Below are 18326 nucleotides of genomic sequence, written 5' to 3'. Positions count from 1 at the left end.
CACAAACGTCACTCGTGGGGCGCCGAACGCCACTTGTGCGGCGCCCCGAGCCAACTACGAGGCGTCGCGCGCCTCTTCACGGATCCTTTCGGCGATCTGCGGGGGCATGGGCTCGTGCCGCGCGTAGGAGCGGCTGAAGCGCGCGGTGCCGTGCGAGAGCGACCGGAGGTCCACCGCGTACCGGCCGATCTCGATCTCGGGCACCTCGGCCTTGATGAGCGTGCGCCCGCCGTTGGTCTGCTCGGTGCCCAGCACCCGGCCGCGCCGCCCGGACAGATCGCTCATCACGGCGCCCACGTAGTCGTCGCCGACCAGCACGGACACCTCGGCGACCGGCTCCAGCAGATGGATCCGCGCGTCGGCGGCGGCCTCCCTGAGCGCCAGCGCCCCGGCCGTCTGGAACGCCGCGTCCGAGGAGTCCACCGAGTGCGCCTTGCCGTCCAGCAGCGTGACCCGGACGTCGATGAGCCGGTGCCCGGTGGCGACCCCCTTGGCGGCCTGCGCCCGTACGCCCTTCTCGACGGACGGGATGAACTGCCGCGGCACCGCGCCGCCGACGACCTTGTCCACGAACTCGATGCCCGAACCGCCGGGCAGCGGCTCCACCTCGATCTCGCAGATCGCGAACTGCCCGTGCCCACCGGACTGCTTGACATGCCGCCCGCGCCCGCCCGACCTGTCGGCGAACGTCTCCCGCAGCGACACCCGGTGCGGTACGAGGTCCACCTGGACGCCGTAGCGGCTGCGCAGCCGTTCGAGGGCCACGTCGGCGTGTGCCTCGCCCAGGCACCACAGGACGACCTGGTGGGTGTCCTGGTTCTGTTCGAGCCGCATGGTCGGGTCCTCGGCGACCAGCCGGGCCAGGCCCTGCGAGAGCTTGTCCTCGTCCGCCTTGCTGTGCGCCTCGATGGCGAGCGGCAGCAGCGGGTCGGGCATCTCCCAGGGCTCCATCAGGAGCGGGTCGTCCTTGGCCGAGAGGGTGTCGCCGGTCTCCGCGCGGCTGAGCTTCGCCACGCACGCGAGGTCGCCCGCGATGCAGTGCGAGAGCGAGCGCTGCTGCTTGCCGAAGGGCGCCGACAGCGCGCCGATCCGCTCGTCCACGTCGTGGTCCTCGTGCCCGCGGTCGGCGAGCCCGTGCCCGGAGACATGGACCGTCTCGTCCGGGCGCAGGGTGCCGGAGAAGACCCGCACCAGCGAGATCCGGCCGACGTACGGGTCCGACGCCGTCTTCACGACCTCCGCGACCAGCGGCCCCTCGGTGTCGCACGCCTTGATCTCGCGCGGCTTGCCGTCGATCGTCGTGACCCCCGGGGTGGGGTGCTCGAACGGTGTCGGGAACCCGCCCGTGACCAGCTCCAGCAGCTCGACCGTGCCGAGCCCCTGCTTGGCGCCCTCGGCCGCGGGGGCGGCGGCCAGGACCGGATGGAACACCCCGCGCGCGACGGCCCGTTCCAGGTCCTCCACCAGCGTCTTGAAGTCGATCTCCTCGCCGCCCAGATAGCGGTCCATGAGGGTCTCGTCCTCGCTCTCCGAGATGATCCCCTCGATCAGCCGGTTCCGGGCCTCCTCGATCCCCGGCAGCTGGTCCTCGCCCGGCTCGGACTCCTTGCGCTCGCCGGACGAGTAGTCGAACAGCTTCTGCGACAGCAGTCCGGTCAGCCCGGTCACGGGCGCGTGCCCGTCGGGGCCCTGCGGGCCGTGCAGCGGCAGATAGAGCGGCAGTACGGCGTCGGGGTCGTCGCCGCCGAAGGACTCCGCGCAGATCCGGGTCATCTCGTCGAAGTCCGCCCGCGCGGCCTCCAGATGCGTGACGACGATCGCCCGGGGCATCCCGACGGCCGCGCACTCCTCCCACACCATGCGCGTGGAGCCGTCCACCCCGTCCGAGGCCGAGATGACGAAAAGGGCCGCGTCCGCCGCTCGCAGACCGGCCCTGAGTTCCCCGACGAAGTCGGCGTATCCGGGGGTGTCCAGAAGGTTGATCTTGAACCCGTCCCATTCGACGGGCACCAGTGAGAGCTGTACCGAGCGTTGTTGCCGATGCTCGATCTCGTCGTAGTCGGAGACGGTGCCGCCGTCCTCCACGCGGCCCGCCCGGTTCACCGCCCCCGCCGTCAGCGCGAGAGCTTCCACCAATGTCGTCTTGCCCGATCCGGAGTGGCCGACCAGCACCACATTCCGTACGGACGCGGGGTGGTCGGCCGCTGTTGCCCTGCCGGCGGCTCCGGGGTGTGCGTTCGCCTTGTCGCCCATGGCCTTGCCTCCCGTGCACGGTGAGGTCACTGTGGGCGCGGACGCAGGGACCCGCGTGCGGTGCGGCTCCGGTGACGCCCGCGGTCCTTCGAGCTTTCCACTCCCGTCACGGTGCGTCCATACAACCGACGCGATCCCGCCGTGACCCGTATGCCGCGCGGCCGTGACACGGGCTGCGGGTGCCCGGCGGTCGCCCACGCGTGCGCGTGGCTACGATGGGCCAGCCGGTGGCCAGCAGGGGCCGCCCGGCCACACCGACCCTCGGGAAGGCCATGCTGAACAAGTACGCGCGTGCATTCTTCACGCGTGTCCTCACACCGTTCGCCTCATTTCTGATCAGAAGGGGCGTCAGCCCCGACACGGTCACCCTCCTCGGTACCGCCGGAGTGGTCGCGGGCGCGCTGGTCTTCTACCCCATGGGCGAGTTCTTCTGGGGCACGGTCGTGATCACGCTCTTCGTGTTCTCCGACCTCGTCGACGGCAACATGGCCCGCCAGCTCGGCCGCTCCAGCCGCTGGGGCGCCTTCCTGGACTCCACCCTCGACCGGGTCGCCGACGGCGCGATCTTCGGCGGCTTCATCCTCTGGTACGCCGGTGGCGGCGACGACCTCGTCCTGTGCGCCGTCTCGATCTTCTGCCTGGCGAGCGGCCAGGTGGTGTCGTACACCAAGGCCCGGGGCGAGTCGATCGGGCTGCCGGTCGCCGTCAACGGGCTCGTGGAGCGCGCCGAGCGCCTGGTGATCTCGCTGGTCGCGGCCGGTTTCGCGGGCCTGCACAAGTTCGGGGTGCCCGGCATCCAGTACCTGCTGCCGATCGCCCTGTGGGTCGTCGCCGTCGGCAGTCTGGTCACCCTGGTCCAGCGTGTCGTCACGGTCCGCCGTGAATCGGCGGAGGCCGAGGCGGCCGCCGCCGCGGAGAAGCCCCAGGAGCAGGGGAGCGAGGCCGCGAAGTGAGCGCTCAGGAGCGCCTGTCGGACGCCCTGTACGGCCTCGGCTGGGGCGTGGTCAAGAAGCTCCCCGAGCCGGTCGCCGTGCGCCTCGGCCGCGGCATCGCCGACCTGGCCTGGAAGAAGCGCGGCAAGGGCGTCCTGCGGCTGGAGAGCAACTACGCGCGCGTGGTGCCCGACGCGAGCCCCGAGCGCCTCGCCGAGCTCTCGCGCGCGGGCATGCGGTCGTACCTGCGCTACTGGATGGAGTCCTTCCGGCTGCCCGCCTGGAGCGAGGAGCGCGTCAAGGGCGGCTTCGAGCCCAAGGACCTGCACCACCTCACCGACGGGCTCGCCTCCGGCAAGGGCGTCATCCTCGCGCTGCCGCACATGGCCAACTGGGACCTCGCCGGCGCCTGGGTCACCACCAAGCTGGAGACGCCGTTCACCACGGTCGCCGAACGGCTCAAGCCCGAGACGCTGTACGACCGTTTCGTCGCCTACCGCGAGGGCCTCGGCATGGAGGTCCTCCCGCACAGCGGCGGCACCGCCTTCGGCACGCTGGCCCGGCGACTGCGCGACGGCGGCCTGGTCTGCCTGGTCGCCGAGCGCGACCTGTCGTCCTCCGGCGTCGAGGTCCGGTTCTTCGGCGAGGCGACCCGGATCCCCGCCGGACCGGCGCTGCTGGCCCAGCAGACGGGCGCGCTGCTGCTGCCGGTGACACTCTGGTACGACGACTCGCCTGTCATGCAGGGAAGGGTGCATCCGCCGGTCGAGGTGCCCGAGACAGGTACCCGGGCCGAAAAGACGTCTGTCATGGCACAGGCGCTGGCCGATGCCTTCGCCACCGGGATCGCCGACCATCCGGAGGACTGGCACATGCTCCAGCGTCTGTGGCTGAAGGATCTGGAACCCCGCCCGAAGGATCCAGAGCCCCGCCCGTCGGACGGGGCCCGCTCGTGAGAATCGGCATCGTCTGCCCGTACTCCTGGGACGTGCCCGGTGGCGTCCAGTTCCACATCCGCGATCTCGCCGAGTACTTCATCCGGCTCGGCCACGACGTCTCCGTGCTGGCCCCGGCCGACGACGACACTCCGCTGCCGCCGTACGTCGTCTCGGCCGGCCGCGCGGTCCCGGTGCCGTACAACGGCTCGGTGGCCCGGCTGAACTTCGGCTTCCTGAGCGCCGCGCGGGTGCGGCGGTGGCTGCACGACGGGGAGTTCGACGTCGTGCACATCCACGAGCCGTCCTCGCCCTCCCTCGGCCTGCTGACCTGCTGGATCGCACAGGGTCCGATCGTCGCCACCTTCCACACCTCGAACCCGCGCTCGCGCGCGATGATCGCCGCGTACTCGATCCTCCAGGCCGCCCTGGAGAAGATCAGCGCCCGTATCGCCGTCAGCGAGTACGCCCGCCGCACGCTCGTCGAGCACCTGGGCGGCGACGCGGTGGTGATCCCCAACGGCGTCGACGTCGACTTCTTCGCCAAGGCCAAGCCGAAGCCGGAGTGGCAGGGCGACACGATCGGCTTCGTGGGACGCATCGACGAGCCCCGCAAGGGCCTGCCGGTGCTGATGAAGGCCCTGCCGAAGATCTTCGCCGAGCGCCCGGGGACCCGGCTCCTGATCGCCGGGCGCGGTGACGCGGAGGAGGCCGTGGAGTCGCTCCCCGAGGAGCTACGCGCGCGCGTGGAGTTCCTCGGCATGGTCAGCGACGAGGACAAGGCCCGCTTCCTGCGCAGCGTCGACCTGTACATCGCCCCCAACACCGGCGGCGAGAGCTTCGGGATCATCCTGGTCGAGGCGATGTCGGCGGGGGCACCCGTGCTCGCCTCCGACCTCGACGCCTTCGCCCAGGTCCTGGACCAGGGCGCGGCGGGCGAACTCTTCACCAACGAGGACGCGGACGCGCTGGCCGAGGCGGCGGTACGACTGCTCGGCGACCCGGCGCGACTGACCGAACTGAGCGAGCGCGGGAGCGCGCACGTACGGCGCTTCGACTGGTCCACCGTCGGCGCGGACATCCTGTCCGTCTACGAGACGGTCACGGCGGGCGCTGCCGCGGTGGGCGTCGCCGAGGACGACCGGGGGACGGGGTTGCGGGCACGGCTGGGGCTGGCCCGGGACTGAGCGTGGGGCGGCGACCGGTGCAACTGGAACTGGTCGCTATGGCGGGCGAGTTGTCGGTGCCGGTGCGGTGGGCTGATGCGGGGGTGTCGGTGGGCCGGGGGCCGACGTCGGTCAGGGCGGCTGAGGTGTCGGTGGGTGGGACCGACGGACGCTGATGCGGGGATGTCGGCGGACAGAGGACCGAGGGCCGCCGGTGCGGTCGGCCGAGCCGAGGATGTCGGCGGGCGCGGGACCGCGATACGCCGGTGCGGTCGGCCGAGCCGGGGACGGTATCGGCCACCACGGCCTCGTACCGCCGAACCGCACCCGCCCGACAAGCCCGCGAGCCACCCCCGTGCCTGACCGATCCCACCCCCGCCCGCCCCGATAGCCTTGCTGCCCGTGACTCCCACCCTCATCTGGATCGTGGTCGCGCTCGTCGCGATCGGTCTGTATCTCAGCTGGACCGCGGGCCGCCTCGACCGGCTGCACGCCAGGATCGACGCCACGCGCGCGGCGCTGGACGCGCAGTTGCTGCGCCGGGCCTCCGTGGCGCAGGAACTGGCCACCTCCGGCGTCCTCGACCCGGCCGCGTCGATCGTGCTGTACGAGGCCGCGCACGCCGCCCGGCAGGCGGAGGAGGAGCAGCGGGAGGTCGCCGAGAGCGAGCTGAGCCAGGCGCTGCGGGCCGTGTTCGCGGAGACGGCCCAGGTGGAGGCGGTCCGGGAGGCGCCCGGGGGTGAGTCGGCGGCCCATGAACTCACCGAGGCCGTACGACGGGTCCCGATGGCCCGCCGCTTCCACAACGACGCCGTCGGCGCGGCCCGCCGGCTGCGCGAGCACCGCAAGGTCCGCTGGTTCCGCCTCGCCGGCCACGCCCCCTTCCCGATGGCCTTCGAGATGGACGACGAGCCGCCTGCCGCGCTGGTGGACCGGGCCGCGTAGCACCATGGCCGACGCCGGACGACGCGTCCTCGTCGACCTGGAGGGCAACGGCACCGTCCTCGTCCTCAAGGGGTGGGGACGGGCTGACCTGGCCACCCCACCTGCTGGAGCGGCTGAGACATGCCGTCCCGCGCCCCTGGTCCTCGACGAGTCCCGCCTGGCCGAGCCCGACGAGGCGTGGGTGCCGGTTCTCACCCCGGACGGGCAGGCATGCTGATCTGGGAGAACTCCTACCGACCAGGCCCCCGGCGTGCCAAAACGATCCACCGGCTCCCCATTGGCCCTTGCTGTGGCCTGCTGCGGTGACGTTTCCTCGGTGTGCAGTAATCCCCTTTCACTTCAGCGAGGTCACCCCGTGTCCAGCACCGAGAACCAGGCTCCCGAGACCGGCACCGCGCGCGTGAAGCGCGGTATGGCTGAGCAGCTCAAGGGCGGCGTCATCATGGACGTCGTCACGCCGGAGCAGGCGAAGATCGCCGAGGATGCGGGCGCCGTCGCTGTCATGGCCCTGGAGCGGGTCCCGGCCGACATCCGCAAGGACGGCGGCGTGGCCCGGATGTCCGACCCGGACATGATCGAGGGCATCATCGAGGCCGTGTCCATCCCGGTCATGGCGAAGTCCCGCATCGGCCACTTCGTCGAGGCCCAGGTCCTTCAGTCGCTCGGCGTCGACTACATCGACGAGTCCGAGGTCCTCACCCCGGCCGACGAGGTCAACCACAGCGACAAGTTCGCCTTCACGACCCCCTTCGTCTGCGGTGCCACCAACCTGGGCGAGGCCCTGCGCCGCATCGCCGAGGGCGCGGCCATGATCCGCTCCAAGGGCGAGGCCGGCACCGGCAACGTCGTCGAGGCCGTCCGCCACCTGCGCCAGATCAAGAACGAGATCGCCCGTCTGCGCGGCTACGACAACAACGAGCTGTACGCCGCCGCCAAGGACCTGCGCGCCCCGTACGAGCTGGTCAAGGAGGTCGCCGAGCTCGGCAAGCTCCCGGTCGTGCTGTTCTCCGCCGGCGGTGTCGCCACCCCCGCCGACGCGGCCCTGATGCGCCAGCTCGGCGCCGAGGGCGTCTTCGTCGGCTCCGGCATCTTCAAGTCCGGCGACCCCGCCAAGCGCGCCGCCGCCATCGTGAAGGCCACCACCTTCTACGACGACCCGAAGATCATCGCCGACGCGTCCCGCAACCTCGGCGAGGCCATGGTCGGCATCAACTGCGACACCCTCCCCGAGGCCGAGCGTTACGCGAACCGAGGCTGGTGATGACCGATCCCGTGATCGGAGTGCTCGCACTCCAGGGAGACGTCCGGGAGCACCTGATCGCCCTGGCCGCGGCCGACGCCGTGGCCAGGCCGGTCAGGCGCCCCGAGGAACTCGCCGAGGTCGACGGCCTCGTCATCCCCGGCGGCGAGTCCACCACCATCTCCAAGCTGGCCGTCCTGTTCGGCGTGATGGAGCCCCTACGCGCGCGCGTGCGGGACGGCATGCCCGTCTACGGCACCTGCGCGGGCCTGATCATGCTCGCCGACAAGATCCTCGACCCGCGCTCGGGCCAGGAGACGATCGGCGGCATCGACATGATCGTGCGCCGCAACGCCTTCGGACGTCAGAACGAGTCCTTCGAGGCGGCGGTCGACGTGAAGGGCGTCGAGGGCGATCCCGTGGAGGGCGTCTTCATCCGCGCTCCCTGGGTCGAGTCCGTCGGCGCCGAGACCGAGGTGCTCGCCGAGCACGACGGCCACATCGTCGCCGTACGGCAGGGCAACGCGCTCGCCACGTCGTTCCATCCGGAACTGACCGGCGACCACCGCGTGCACGCCCTCTTTGTCGACATGGTGCGCGCGAACCGGACGCCGTAGTCCTTGTAGGATCTCAGGCGTTCGTTGTTTGGTTGGGTTACGCGAAGGAGACAGGCAGATGTCCGGCCACTCTAAATGGGCTACGACGAAGCACAAGAAGGCCGTGATCGACGCCAAGCGCGGCAAGCTCTTCGCGAAGCTGATCAAGAACATCGAGGTCGCGGCCCGTATGGGCGGCGTCGACATCGAGGGCAACCCGACCCTGTACGACGCCATCCAGAAGGCGAAGAAGCAGTCGGTCCCGAACAAGAACATCGACTCCGCGGTCAAGCGAGGCGGCGGTCTCGAGGCCGGCGGCGCCGACTACGAGACGATCATGTACGAGGGCTACGGCCCCAACGGTGTCGCGGTGCTCATCGAGTGCCTCACCGACAACCGCAACCGCGCCGCCTCCGACGTCCGCGTCGCCATGACGCGCAACGGCGGCAACATGGCCGACCCGGGCTCGGTGTCCTACCTCTTCAACCGCAAGGGCGTCGTCATCGTCCCCAAGGGCGAGCTGTCCGAGGACGACGTCCTCGGTGCCGTCCTGGACGCGGGCGCCGAGGAGGTCAACGACCTCGGCGAGTCCTTCGAGGTGCTCAGCGAGGCCACCGACATGGTCGCCGTCCGCACCGCCCTCCAGGACGCCGGCATCGACTACGACTCCGCCGAGGCCAACTTCGTCCCGACCATGCAGGTCGAGCTGGACGAGGAGGGCGCGCGCAAGATCTTCCGGCTGATCGACGCCCTGGAGGACAGCGACGACGTCCAGAACGTCTTCGCCAACTTCGACGTGAGCGACGAGGTCATGGAGAAGGTCGACGCCTGAGCCGACGCTCCGGAATCGAACGGGCCGACGGGACACACCCCGTCGGCCCGTCGCGTTGTCGGGAGTTGTCGGTGCCACCCGATAGCCTGCACAAACAGGCGATCGAACGAAGGGGGGCGCGGTGCGGGTACTCGGGGTGGACCCCGGACTCACGCGATGCGGTGTCGGAGTCGTCGAGGGCGTCGCAGGAAGGCCACTCACGATGATCGGCGTCGGGGTCGTCCGCACGCCCCCGGACGCCGAGTTGGGGCAGCGCCTCGTCGCCGTCGAGCAGGGCATCGAGCAGTGGCTGGACGAACACCGGCCCGAATGCGTCGCCGTGGAGCGGGTGTTCAGCCAGCACAACGTCCGGACCGTGATGGGCACCGCCCAGGCCAGTGCCGTCGCGATGCTGTGCGCCGCCCGCCGCGGCATCCCCGTCGCCCTGCACACCCCGAGCGAGGTCAAGGCCGCCGTCACCGGCAGCGGTCGCGCCGACAAGGCCCAGGTCGGTGCCATGGTCACCCGGCTGCTGCGGCTCGACGCACCGCCCAAGCCTGCCGACGCCGCCGACGCCCTCGCGCTCGCCATCTGCCACATCTGGCGCGCCCCCGCCCAGAACCGACTCCAGCAGGCCGTGGCCCAGCACACGGCCACAGCACGGACCACAGCACGGAAAGGCCGTACGGCATGATCGCCTTCGTGAGCGGCACGATCGCCGCACTCGCACCCGACGCCGCGGTGGTCGAGGTCGGCGGTGTCGGCATGGCGGTGAACTGCACGCCGAACACGCTGTCGACCCTCCGCCTCGGCAAGCCGGCGAAGCTCGCCACCTCCCTGGTCGTACGCGAGGACTCCCTCACCCTGTACGGCTTCGTCGACGACGACGAGCGCCAGGTGTTCGAACTGCTCCAGACCGCCAGCGGAGTCGGCCCGCGACTCGCCCAGGCCATGCTCGCCGTGCACGCGCCCGACGCCCTGCGCAGGGCGGTCGCCACCGGTGACGAGAAGGCCCTGATCGCCGTGCCCGGCATCGGCAAGAAGGGCGCCCAGAAGCTGCTCCTGGAGCTGAAGGACCGGCTCGGCGAGCCCATCGGCGCCCCCGCGATCGGCGCCCCGGTCACCCAGGGCTGGCGCGACCAGCTGCACGCCGCCCTGATCGGCCTCGGATACGCCACCCGCGAGGCCGACGAGGCCGTCACCGCCGTATCCCCGCAGGCGGAGGCGGCCGAGGGCACGCCCCAGGTCGGCCAGCTGCTGAAGGCCGCCCTGCAAACCCTGAACCGCGCGCGCTAGGAGACGTCAGTGAACTGGGACGACACGACCGACGAGACAGCCTCCGCCGCCGAGCGGCTGGTGGGCTCTGTCGCCGACCGTGAGGACCAGGCCGTCGAGGCCGCCCTGCGCCCCAAGGACCTGGACGAGTTCATCGGCCAGGAGAAGGTCCGCGAACAGCTCGACCTGGTGCTCAGGGCGGCCCGCGCGCGGGGGGCCACCGCCGACCACGTGCTGCTCTCCGGCGCCCCTGGCCTCGGCAAGACCACCCTCTCGATGATCATCGCGGCCGAGATGGGCGCCCCGATCCGCATCACCAGCGGCCCCGCCATCCAGCACGCCGGCGACCTCGCCGCGATCCTCTCCTCCCTCCAGGAGGGCGAGGTCCTCTTCCTCGACGAGATCCACCGCATGTCCCGGCCCGCCGAGGAGATGCTCTACATGGCGATGGAGGACTTCCGCGTCGACGTCATCGTCGGCAAGGGCCCTGGCGCCACCGCCATCCCGCTGGAGCTGCCGCCCTTCACCCTGGTCGGCGCCACCACGCGCGCGGGCCTGCTGCCGCCCCCGCTGCGCGACCGCTTCGGCTTCACCGCGCACATGGAGTTCTACGAACCGGCCGAACTGGAGCGTGTCATCCACCGCTCCGCCAACCTCCTCGACGTCGAGATCGGGTCCGACGGCGCCGCCGAGATCGCCGGACGCTCCCGCGGCACGCCCCGGATCGCCAACCGCCTGCTGCGCCGGGTGCGCGACTATGCCCAGGTCAAGGCCGACGGGATCATCACCCGCGACATCGCCGCGGCCGCCCTGAAGGTCTACGAGGTCGACCCCCGCGGCCTCGACCGCCTCGACCGCGGGGTCCTGGAGGCGCTGCTCAAGCTGTTCGGCGGCGGCCCGGTCGGCCTGTCCACGCTCGCCGTCGCGGTGGGGGAGGAGCGCGAGACCGTCGAAGAGGTGGCCGAGCCCTTCCTGGTCCGGGAGGGCCTGCTCGCCCGCACTCCGCGCGGCCGGGTCGCCACTCCCGCCGCATGGGCGCATCTCGGCCTCACCCCGCCCCGCCCGGCGTCCACAGGAAACGGACAAGGGGACCTGTTCGGGACGTGACGGCATCGTGACGGCCCGGCATTGGCCGGGTGCGGAACCCAGGTGCGATGCTGAGCGTTGTTCCATGCGCGCGGACTCGCTTAGACTCCGCCGATGCCGCCTTTGTCGGCGGCATGCATACCCCCAACCATCAGGCCGCTCACCTCGCGGTCGCGTGAAGGAAGTTCCGACCCGTGAGTCTCGTGACCCTCCTCCCGTTCATCGTGCTCATCGGGGCCATGTTCCTGATGACCCGGTCTGCCAAGAAGAAGCAGCAGGCCGCCGCCAACATGCGGAACGACATGCAGCCCGGCAGCGGCGTCCGCACGATCGGGGGTATGTACGCCACGGTCAAGGAGGTCGGCGAGGACACCGTCCTGCTCGACGCGGGCCCGGGTGTGGACCTGCTCTTCGCGAAGAACGCCATCGGTGCCGTCCTGACCGACGACGAGTACAACCGCATCGTCCACGGCATCGAGCACGACCTGAAGTCCGACTCCGACGTGGTCCCGGACGACGCCTCCTCCCTCACCGACTCCGACGAGTCCGCCGACGAAGCTGCCGCCGCCTCCGACGACAAGTCCGTCGACCTCGGTAAGAAGGACACGGCCGAAGAGCCCGCCGACGAAGCGCCCACCGAGGCCGCCGAGGCGAAGTCGGACGACGAGCCGAAGAAGACCGACGGCGACTCCGACGCGAAGTAGCCGCACTCCCGGGCGCGCGGACCGGTTCCGCGCGCCCGGGACCTGCGCAGCTCGCACGGGATCCCTAACCATGCCATGGCCGTCCGCCCGCCGATCCGGCGCGAGAGCGGCCCGAGAGGGAGTACGAGAAGGTGGCAGCACCTAAAAGGGGCCGGAGCGCGAGTGCCCAGAGCAAGCCGGGGCGCGCGCTGGCCCTGATCCTGATCGCCATCGTGGCGCTCACCGGTGGAATGTTCCTCTCCGGACACACCACCCCGCGTCTCGGCATCGACCTCGCCGGCGGTACCAGCATCACGCTGGAGGCCAAGGCCGACCAGGGATCCGCGATCAACAAGGCCAACATGGACACCGCGGTCGACATCATGAACCGCCGTGTCAACGGTCTTGGCGTCTCCGAGGCGGAGGTGCAGACCCAGGGTGATCGCAACATCATCGTGAACATCCCCAAGGGCACCAACTCCAAGGAGGCCCGCGACCAGGTCGGCACCACCGCCAAGCTGTACTTCCGCCCGGTCCTGGCCCAGGAGGCCACCGGCAGCGCCGCGGCCACCTCGTCGCCGAGCGCGTCGGCCAGCGGGTCCACCGCCTCACCGAGCCCGTCCGCGAGCAAGTCCGGCACCGGTGAGAAGGCGACCTCGTCGTCCTCCCCGTCGGCCACCCCCACCTCGCAGGGCCGCGCGGCCGGCGACGCTCTGAAGGCCGACTCCACGCCGTCGCCGTCCTCGACCCCGTCGGGCTCCGCGTCCCCGTCCGCCTCCGCGAGCGGCGGCACCGCCTCCACCGCCGACGCCAAGCTCCAGGCCGCGTACACCGCTCTGGACTGCTCGAAGCAGGCGCAGCGCAACACCGCGGGCGACGGCGCCAAGCCGACCGACACCACCGTGGGCTGCGGCGAGATCTCCGGCGTCTGGTACAAGTACCTGCTCGGCCCCGCCGCCGTCGACGGCACCGAGGTGAAGAAGGCCCAGGCGGTCTTCGACACCCAGACCGCCGCCGGCTGGCAGGTCACCATGACCTTCACCGGCAAGGGCGCCGACAAGTTCGCCGACATCACCGGCCAGCTCGCGAAGAACACCCAGCCGCAGAACGAGTTCGGCATCGTGCTCGACGGCGAGGTCGTCTCCAGCCCGTACGTGCAGGGAGCCATCACCGGCGGCAACGCGCAGATCTCCGGCAGCTTCACCCAGGAAGAGGCCCAGAGCCTCGCCAACATGCTGTCGTACGGCGCCCTCCCGCTCTCCTTCCAGGAGCAGAGCGTGACCACGGTGACCGCGGCGCTCGGCGGTGACCAGCTGCACGCCGGTCTCCTCGCCGGCGCGATCGGCCTCCTCCTGGTCGTCATCTACCTGGTGGCGTACTACCGCGGCCTGTCGATCGTCGCGATGGCCTCGCTGCTGGTCTCCGGCATCCTCACCTATGTGCTGATGTCGCTGCTCGGCCCGGCCATCGGCTTCGCGCTGAACCTGCCGGCCGTGTGCGGTGCCATCGTCGCGATCGGTATCACCGCGGACTCGTTCATCGTGTACTTCGAACGCATCCGCGACGAGATCCGCGAGGGCCGTACGCTGCGCCCCGCCGTCGAGCGGGCCTGGCCGCGTGCCCGGCGCACCATCCTGGTCTCCGACTTCGTGTCGTTCCTCGCCGCCGCGGTGCTGTTCGTCGTGACCGTCGGCAAGGTCCAGGGCTTCGCGTTCACGCTGGGTCTGACCACCGTGCTCGACGTCGTCGTGGTCTTCTTCTTCACCAAGCCGCTGATGACGCTCCTCGCCCGCCGGAAGTTCTTCGCGAGCGGCCACAAGTGGTCCGGCCTCGACCCGAAGAGCCTCGGTGCGCAGCCGCCGCTGCGGCGAACTCGCCGTCCCGCCGCCCCCGTTGAGACGAAGGAGGCGTGAGCATGTCGAAACTCGGCAACCTCGGCGCCCGACTGCACCGTGGCGAGATCAGCTACGACTTCATCGGTCACCGCAAGCTCTGGTACGGCATCTCGATCCTGATCACCATCACGGCGATCGTGGGCCTCGCGGTACGCGGCCTGAACATGGGCATCGACTTCCAGGGCGGCGCGGTCTTCACCACCGAGAAGACCAGCGTCTCCGTCTCCCAGGCCGAGGACTACGCGAAGGCGGCCTCCGGCCACGACGCCGTCGTGCAGAAGCTCGGCAACGGCACGCTGCGCATCCAGATCGCCGGCATGGACACCAAGCAGTCCGACCAGATCAAGACCGACCTGGCCAAGGACTTCAAGGTCGACCCGGAGACCATCGCCGCCGACCTCGTCGGTCCCAGCTGGGGCGACCAGATCGCCAACAAGGCCTGGCAGGGTCTGGCGATCTTCATGGTCCTCGTCGTGATCTATCTGGCGATCGCCTTCGAGTGGCGCATGGCCATCGCGGCACTCGTCGCCCTGATCCACGACATCACCATCACCGTCGGCATCTACGCCCTCGTCGGCTTCGAGGTCACACCGGGCACGGTGATCGGTCTGCTGACCATCCTCGGTTACTCGCTCTACGACACGGTGGTCGTCTTCGACTCCCTCAAGGAGCAGACGAAGGACATCACCAAGCAGAACCGCTGGACCTACAGCGACATCGCCAACCGCTCGATCAACAGCACCCTGGTCCGCTCCATCAACACCACGGTGGTCGCGCTGCTGCCGGTGGCGGGCCTGCTGTTCATCGGCGGCGGCTTCCTCGGCGCGGGCACGCTCAACGACATCTCGCTGTCGCTGTTCGTCGGCCTCGCCGCCGGTGCGTACTCCTCGATCTTCATCGCCACCCCGCTCGTCGCCGACCTCAAGGAACTCGAGCCGGCGATGAAGTCCCTCAAGAAGCGGGTCCTGGCCAAGCGTGCCCAGGCCGGCGCCGAGGAGGAGATCGCGGACGCCCGTCCCGTCGCCGACGGCCCGGACGACGACGCCCACGCCGTGGTCGGTCCGCGCACCCAGCCCGCGTCCCGCGGCCGGGGCCGTGGCCGTCCCTCGGGGAAGCGCCGATGACGGACGTCCAGGAGCTGCTGCTCAGCCGTATCCGCGATGTGGCCGACTATCCGGAGCCGGGCGTGATGTTCAAGGACATCACCCCGCTGCTGGCGGACCCGGCGGCCTTCACCGCGCTCACCGACGCGCTGGCGGCGGTCGCCGCGAGCACCGGTGCCACGAAGATCGTCGGCCTGGAGGCCCGGGGCTTCATCCTGGGCGCCCCGGTCGCCGTCCGCGCGGGCCTCGGCTTCATCCCCGTACGCAAGGCGGGCAAGCTCCCCGGAGCGACCCTCAGCCAGGCGTACGACCTGGAGTACGGCTCGGCGGAGATCGAGGTCCACCCGGAGGACCTGTCCGCCGCCGACCGCGTTCTCATCGTCGACGACGTGCTGGCCACGGGGGGTACCGCCGAGGCGTCCATCGAGCTGATCCGCCGCGCGGGCGCGGAGGTCGCCGGTCTCGCGGTCCTGATGGAGCTGGGTTTCCTGGACGGGCGGGCCCGTCTGGAGCCGGCCCTTGCGGGGGCTCCGCTGGAAGCGCTGCTGGTGGTCTGACCGACAGCACCGATGCTCACAGGACGGCCGTCCCCGGATTTCCGGGGACGGCCGTTTCGTATGGGGGAGCGGGTGCCCGGCGCCCCCGGAATTCCCATGGCGGCCTCTCTTGTTTCAGAGGTAGACGTCCCTCACATCAGGCTGGAGGCGATCCCCGGGCCCGGGATCGCTACCATGGGGTCTCCGGAGCCTGACCTGGGGACCCGGATCGCGCACGAGGAGTCCTCTTGCCAGACGAGGCCCAGCCACTGACCGCCGCCAAGCCCGAGCCCGCCTCGGCGCCCGCGGCGAAGCCCGCGCCGGACGCGAAGAACGCGACGAACGACGCCCGCGGGCCGGTCGAGCACGCCCAGTCCGCGCCCGTCGACAAGCCGGCCGAGGCCGCCAGGCCCAAGCCCGCCCCCGCCGAGCGCCCCACGTCCTCGGCCCCCGCGGTCCGCCCGAACACGGGCCAGCCCGCCCGCACCGGCTCCTCCAACCGCGTCCGCGCCCGTCTGGCCCGCCTCGGCGTCCAGCGCTCCAACCCGTACAACCCGGTCCTGGAGCCCCTGCTGCGGATAGTGCGCAGCAACGACCCGAAGATCGAGACGGCCACGCTCCGCCAGATCGAGAAGGCCTACCAGGTCGCCGAGCGCTGGCACCGCGGCCAGAAGCGCAAGAGCGGCGACCCGTACATCACGCACCCGCTCGCGGTGACCACGATCCTCGCCGAGCTCGGCATGGACCCGGCCACCCTCATGGCGGGCCTGCTGCACGACACCGTCGAGGACACCGAGTACGGCCTCGACCAGCTCCGCCGCGACTTCGGCGACTCGGTCGCCCTGCTCGTCGACGGCGTCACCAAGCTGGACAAGGTCAAGTTCGGCGAGGCCGCGCAGGCCGAGACCGTGCGCAAGATGGTCGTAGCCATGGCGAAGGACCCCCGCGTCCTGGTCATCAAGCTCGCCGACCGCCTGCACAACATGCGCACCATGCGCTACCTCAAGCGCGAGAAGCAGGAGAAGAAGGCGCGCGAGACGCTGGAGATCTACGCCCCGCTCGCCCACCGCCTCGGCATGAACACCATCAAGTGGGAGCTGGAGGACCTCGCCTTCGCGATCCTCTACCCCAAGATGTACGACGAGATCGTACGGCTGGTGGCCGAGCGGGCACCGAAGCGTGACGAGTACCTGGCCATAGTGACCGACGAGGTGCAGTCCGACCTGCGCGCGGCCCGGATCAAGGCCACCGTCACCGGACGCCCGAAGCACTACTACAGCGTCTACCAGAAGATGATCGTCCGCGGCCGTGACTTCGCGGAGATCTACGACCTCGTCGGCATCCGGGTCCTCGTCGACACCGTCCGCGACTGCTACGCGGCGCTCGGCACGGTCCACGCCCGCTGGAACCCGGTTCCGGGGCGGTTCAAGGACTACATCGCGATGCCCAAGTTCAACATGTACCAGTCGCTCCACACGACGGTCATCGGGCCCAACGGCAAGCCGGTCGAGCTCCAGATCCGCACCTTCGACATGCACCGCCGCGCCGAGTACGGCATCGCCGCGCACTGGAAGTACAAGCAGGAGGCCGTCGCCGGTACCTCCAAGGTCCGCTCGGACCAGCCGAGGACCACCGGCAAGGACGACCACCTCAACGACATGGCGTGGCTGCGCCAGCTCCTGGACTGGCAGAAGGAGACCGAGGACCCCGGGGAGTTCCTGGAGTCCCTGCGCTTCGACCTCTCCCGCAACGAGGTCTTCGTCTTCACGCCCAAGGGCGATGTCATAGCGCTGCCGGCCGGGGCCACCCCGGTGGACTTCTCCTACGCGGTGCACACCGAGGTGGGCCACCGCACGATAGGAGCACGCGTCAACGGCCGTCTGGTGCCGTTGGAGTCGACCTTGGACAACGGAGACCTGGTCGAGGTCTTCACCTCCAAGGCACCCGGCGCCGGACCCTCCCGGGACTGGCTGAACTTCGTCAAGTCGCCGAGGGCCCGCAACAAGATCCGCGCCTGGTTCTCCAAGGAGCGCCGCGACGAGGCGATCGAGCAGGGCAAGGACGCCATCGTCCGCGCGATGCGCAAGCAGAACCTGCCGATCCAGCGCATCCTCACCGGCGACTCCCTGGTCACCCTCGCCCACGAGATGCGCTACCCGGACATCTCCGCGCTCTACGCGGCGATCGGCGAGGGCCATGTGTCCGCGCAGAACGTCGTGCAGAAGCTGGTCTCCGCGCTCGGCGGCGAGGAGGCGGCCACCGAGGAGATCGACGAAGCGGTCCCGCCGACCCGCAGCCGTCGCAAGCGGCGCTCCAGCGCCGACCCGGGTGTCATCGTCAAGGGCGTCGAGGACGTGTGGGTCAAGCTGGCCCGCTGCTGCACACCCGTCCCCGGGGACCCGATCATCGGCTTCGTGACCCGCGGTAGTGGTGTATCGGTTCACCGCAGCGACTGCGTCAACGTGGAGTCACTGTCCCGCGAGCCCGAGCGCATCCTCGAGGTCGAGTGGGCGCCCACCCAGTCCTCGGTCTTCCTGGTCGCCATCCAGGTCGAGGCGCTGGACCGCTCCCGGCTCCTCTCGGACGTCACCCGCGTCCTGTCCGACCAGCACGTCAACATCCTCTCCGCGGCCGTCCAGACCTCCCGCGACCGCGTCGCGACCTCCCGCTTCACCTTCGAGATGGGCGACCCCAAGCACCTGGGCCACGTCCTGAAGGCGGTCCGGGGCGTCGAGGGCGTGTACGACGTGTACCGGGTGACCTCGGCGCGCAGGTCGTAAGGGCCGTACAGCCCTCAAGACGTAGGACTACGACGAGAAGGGCCCCGTACCGACGTACGGGGCCCTTCTCGTCGTAGCAGAGGCTGTGCC

Annotated in this window: 17 protein-coding genes; 16 read left to right on the top strand and 1 reads right to left on the bottom strand. The window is 70.5% G+C overall.

The window, feature by feature from the left end; all coding sequences use genetic code 11:
• Positions 1–54: 54 nt before the first annotated feature.
• Positions 55–2253 carry an elongation factor G-like protein EF-G2 gene (locus tag G3I78_RS40400; protein WP_164434286.1) on the bottom strand — a complete coding sequence of 733 codons (2199 nt, stop codon included), beginning with the start codon at positions 2251–2253 and terminating at the stop codon, positions 55–57.
• A gap of 215 nt (positions 2254–2468) precedes the next feature.
• Here G3I78_RS40400 and pgsA point away from each other — a divergent pair, with 215 nt between their 5' ends.
• The 16 genes from pgsA (at position 2469) to G3I78_RS40315 (ending at position 18236) form a co-directional block, all read left to right on the top strand.
• Positions 2469–3206 carry a phosphatidylinositol phosphate synthase gene (gene pgsA, locus G3I78_RS40395; protein WP_164434331.1) on the top strand — a complete coding sequence of 246 codons (738 nt, stop codon included), beginning with the start codon at positions 2469–2471 and terminating at the stop codon, positions 3204–3206.
• The gene (locus tag G3I78_RS40390; RefSeq protein WP_164434284.1) at positions 3203–4141 is read left to right on the top strand and encodes a phosphatidylinositol mannoside acyltransferase; all 939 of its coding nucleotides are present in this window, start codon (positions 3203–3205) and stop codon (positions 4139–4141) included. The genes pgsA and G3I78_RS40390 overlap by 4 nt, the downstream gene beginning before the upstream one ends.
• Entirely contained in the window at positions 4138–5307 is a 1170-nt protein-coding gene (locus tag G3I78_RS40385; RefSeq protein ID WP_164434283.1) for a glycosyltransferase family 4 protein, read from the top strand. Before G3I78_RS40390 ends, G3I78_RS40385 begins: the two co-directional genes overlap by 4 nt.
• 381 nt (positions 5308–5688) lie before the next feature.
• Positions 5689–6231, top strand: a complete 543-nt coding sequence (locus tag G3I78_RS40380) for a LemA family protein (protein WP_164434281.1) — start codon at positions 5689–5691, stop codon at positions 6229–6231.
• A 4-nt stretch (positions 6232–6235) separates the two neighbouring features.
• Positions 6236–6448, top strand: a complete 213-nt coding sequence (locus G3I78_RS40375; RefSeq protein ID WP_164434149.1) for a DUF6210 family protein — start codon at positions 6236–6238, stop codon at positions 6446–6448.
• Between the two features lie 138 nt (positions 6449–6586).
• A complete protein-coding gene (gene pdxS, locus G3I78_RS40370) occupies positions 6587–7492 on the top strand; it encodes a pyridoxal 5'-phosphate synthase lyase subunit PdxS (protein ID WP_031043147.1) in 906 nt (301 codons plus the stop codon).
• Positions 7492–8088 (top strand): pyridoxal 5'-phosphate synthase glutaminase subunit PdxT, encoded by a 597-nt coding sequence (gene pdxT, locus G3I78_RS40365; protein ID WP_164434279.1) that lies wholly within the window; start codon positions 7492–7494, stop codon positions 8086–8088. Before pdxS ends, pdxT begins: the two co-directional genes overlap by 1 nt.
• Positions 8089–8146: 58 nt before the next feature.
• Complete coding sequence (locus tag G3I78_RS40360) at positions 8147–8899, top strand: YebC/PmpR family DNA-binding transcriptional regulator (protein WP_164434277.1); 753 nt, start codon at positions 8147–8149, stop codon at positions 8897–8899.
• A 121-nt stretch (positions 8900–9020) separates the two neighbouring features.
• Positions 9021–9572 (top strand): crossover junction endodeoxyribonuclease RuvC, encoded by a 552-nt coding sequence (gene ruvC, locus G3I78_RS40355; protein WP_164434275.1) that lies wholly within the window; start codon positions 9021–9023, stop codon positions 9570–9572.
• The gene (gene ruvA / locus G3I78_RS40350; protein ID WP_164434273.1) at positions 9569–10174 is read left to right on the top strand and encodes a Holliday junction branch migration protein RuvA; all 606 of its coding nucleotides are present in this window, start codon (positions 9569–9571) and stop codon (positions 10172–10174) included. The genes ruvC and ruvA overlap by 4 nt, the downstream gene beginning before the upstream one ends.
• Before the next feature lie 9 nt (positions 10175–10183).
• The gene (ruvB, locus tag G3I78_RS40345; RefSeq protein WP_164434271.1) at positions 10184–11260 is read left to right on the top strand and encodes a Holliday junction branch migration DNA helicase RuvB; all 1077 of its coding nucleotides are present in this window, start codon (positions 10184–10186) and stop codon (positions 11258–11260) included.
• 173 nt (positions 11261–11433) lie between these two features.
• Entirely contained in the window at positions 11434–11943 is a 510-nt protein-coding gene (gene yajC, locus G3I78_RS40340; protein WP_164434269.1) for a preprotein translocase subunit YajC, read from the top strand.
• Positions 11944–12074: 131 nt separating this feature from the next.
• Positions 12075–13835: a protein translocase subunit SecD gene (secD, locus tag G3I78_RS40335; RefSeq protein ID WP_343243968.1), complete on the top strand. Its 1761-nt coding sequence runs from the start codon at positions 12075–12077 to the stop codon at positions 13833–13835.
• Positions 13836–13837: 2 nt separating this feature from the next.
• The gene (secF, locus tag G3I78_RS40330) at positions 13838–14941 is read left to right on the top strand and encodes a protein translocase subunit SecF (RefSeq protein ID WP_164434327.1); all 1104 of its coding nucleotides are present in this window, start codon (positions 13838–13840) and stop codon (positions 14939–14941) included.
• A complete protein-coding gene (locus G3I78_RS40325) occupies positions 14938–15477 on the top strand; it encodes an adenine phosphoribosyltransferase (RefSeq protein ID WP_164434267.1) in 540 nt (179 codons plus the stop codon). The genes secF and G3I78_RS40325 overlap by 4 nt, the downstream gene beginning before the upstream one ends.
• A 227-nt stretch (positions 15478–15704) precedes the next feature.
• Positions 15705–18236, top strand: a complete 2532-nt coding sequence (locus tag G3I78_RS40315) for a bifunctional (p)ppGpp synthetase/guanosine-3',5'-bis(diphosphate) 3'-pyrophosphohydrolase (RefSeq protein WP_164434263.1) — start codon at positions 15705–15707, stop codon at positions 18234–18236.
• Positions 18237–18326 lie beyond the last annotated feature (90 nt).

It is taken from the genome of Streptomyces sp. SID13726 (assembly GCF_010548375.1).
Taxonomy (GTDB): Bacteria; Actinomycetota; Actinomycetes; order Streptomycetales; family Streptomycetaceae; genus Streptomyces.
Note: the sequence above shows the minus strand (reverse complement) of the source record. Positions and strands in the feature narration are given on the sequence as shown.

Coding starts and splice junctions, on each gene's coding strand:
- G3I78_RS40400 (WP_164434286.1), bottom strand. CDS start 2,253: ATGGGCGACAAGGCGAACGCACACCCCGGAGCCGCCGGCAGGGCAACA.
- pgsA (WP_164434331.1), top strand. CDS start 2,469: ATGGGCCAGCCGGTGGCCAGCAGGGGCCGCCCGGCCACACCGACCCTC.
- G3I78_RS40375 (WP_164434149.1), top strand. CDS start 6,236: ATGGCCGACGCCGGACGACGCGTCCTCGTCGACCTGGAGGGCAACGGC.
- pdxT (WP_164434279.1), top strand. CDS start 7,492: ATGACCGATCCCGTGATCGGAGTGCTCGCACTCCAGGGAGACGTCCGG.
- G3I78_RS40360 (WP_164434277.1), top strand. CDS start 8,147: ATGTCCGGCCACTCTAAATGGGCTACGACGAAGCACAAGAAGGCCGTG.
- ruvA (WP_164434273.1), top strand. CDS start 9,569: ATGATCGCCTTCGTGAGCGGCACGATCGCCGCACTCGCACCCGACGCC.
- secF (WP_164434327.1), top strand. CDS start 13,838: ATGTCGAAACTCGGCAACCTCGGCGCCCGACTGCACCGTGGCGAGATC.
- G3I78_RS40325 (WP_164434267.1), top strand. CDS start 14,938: ATGACGGACGTCCAGGAGCTGCTGCTCAGCCGTATCCGCGATGTGGCC.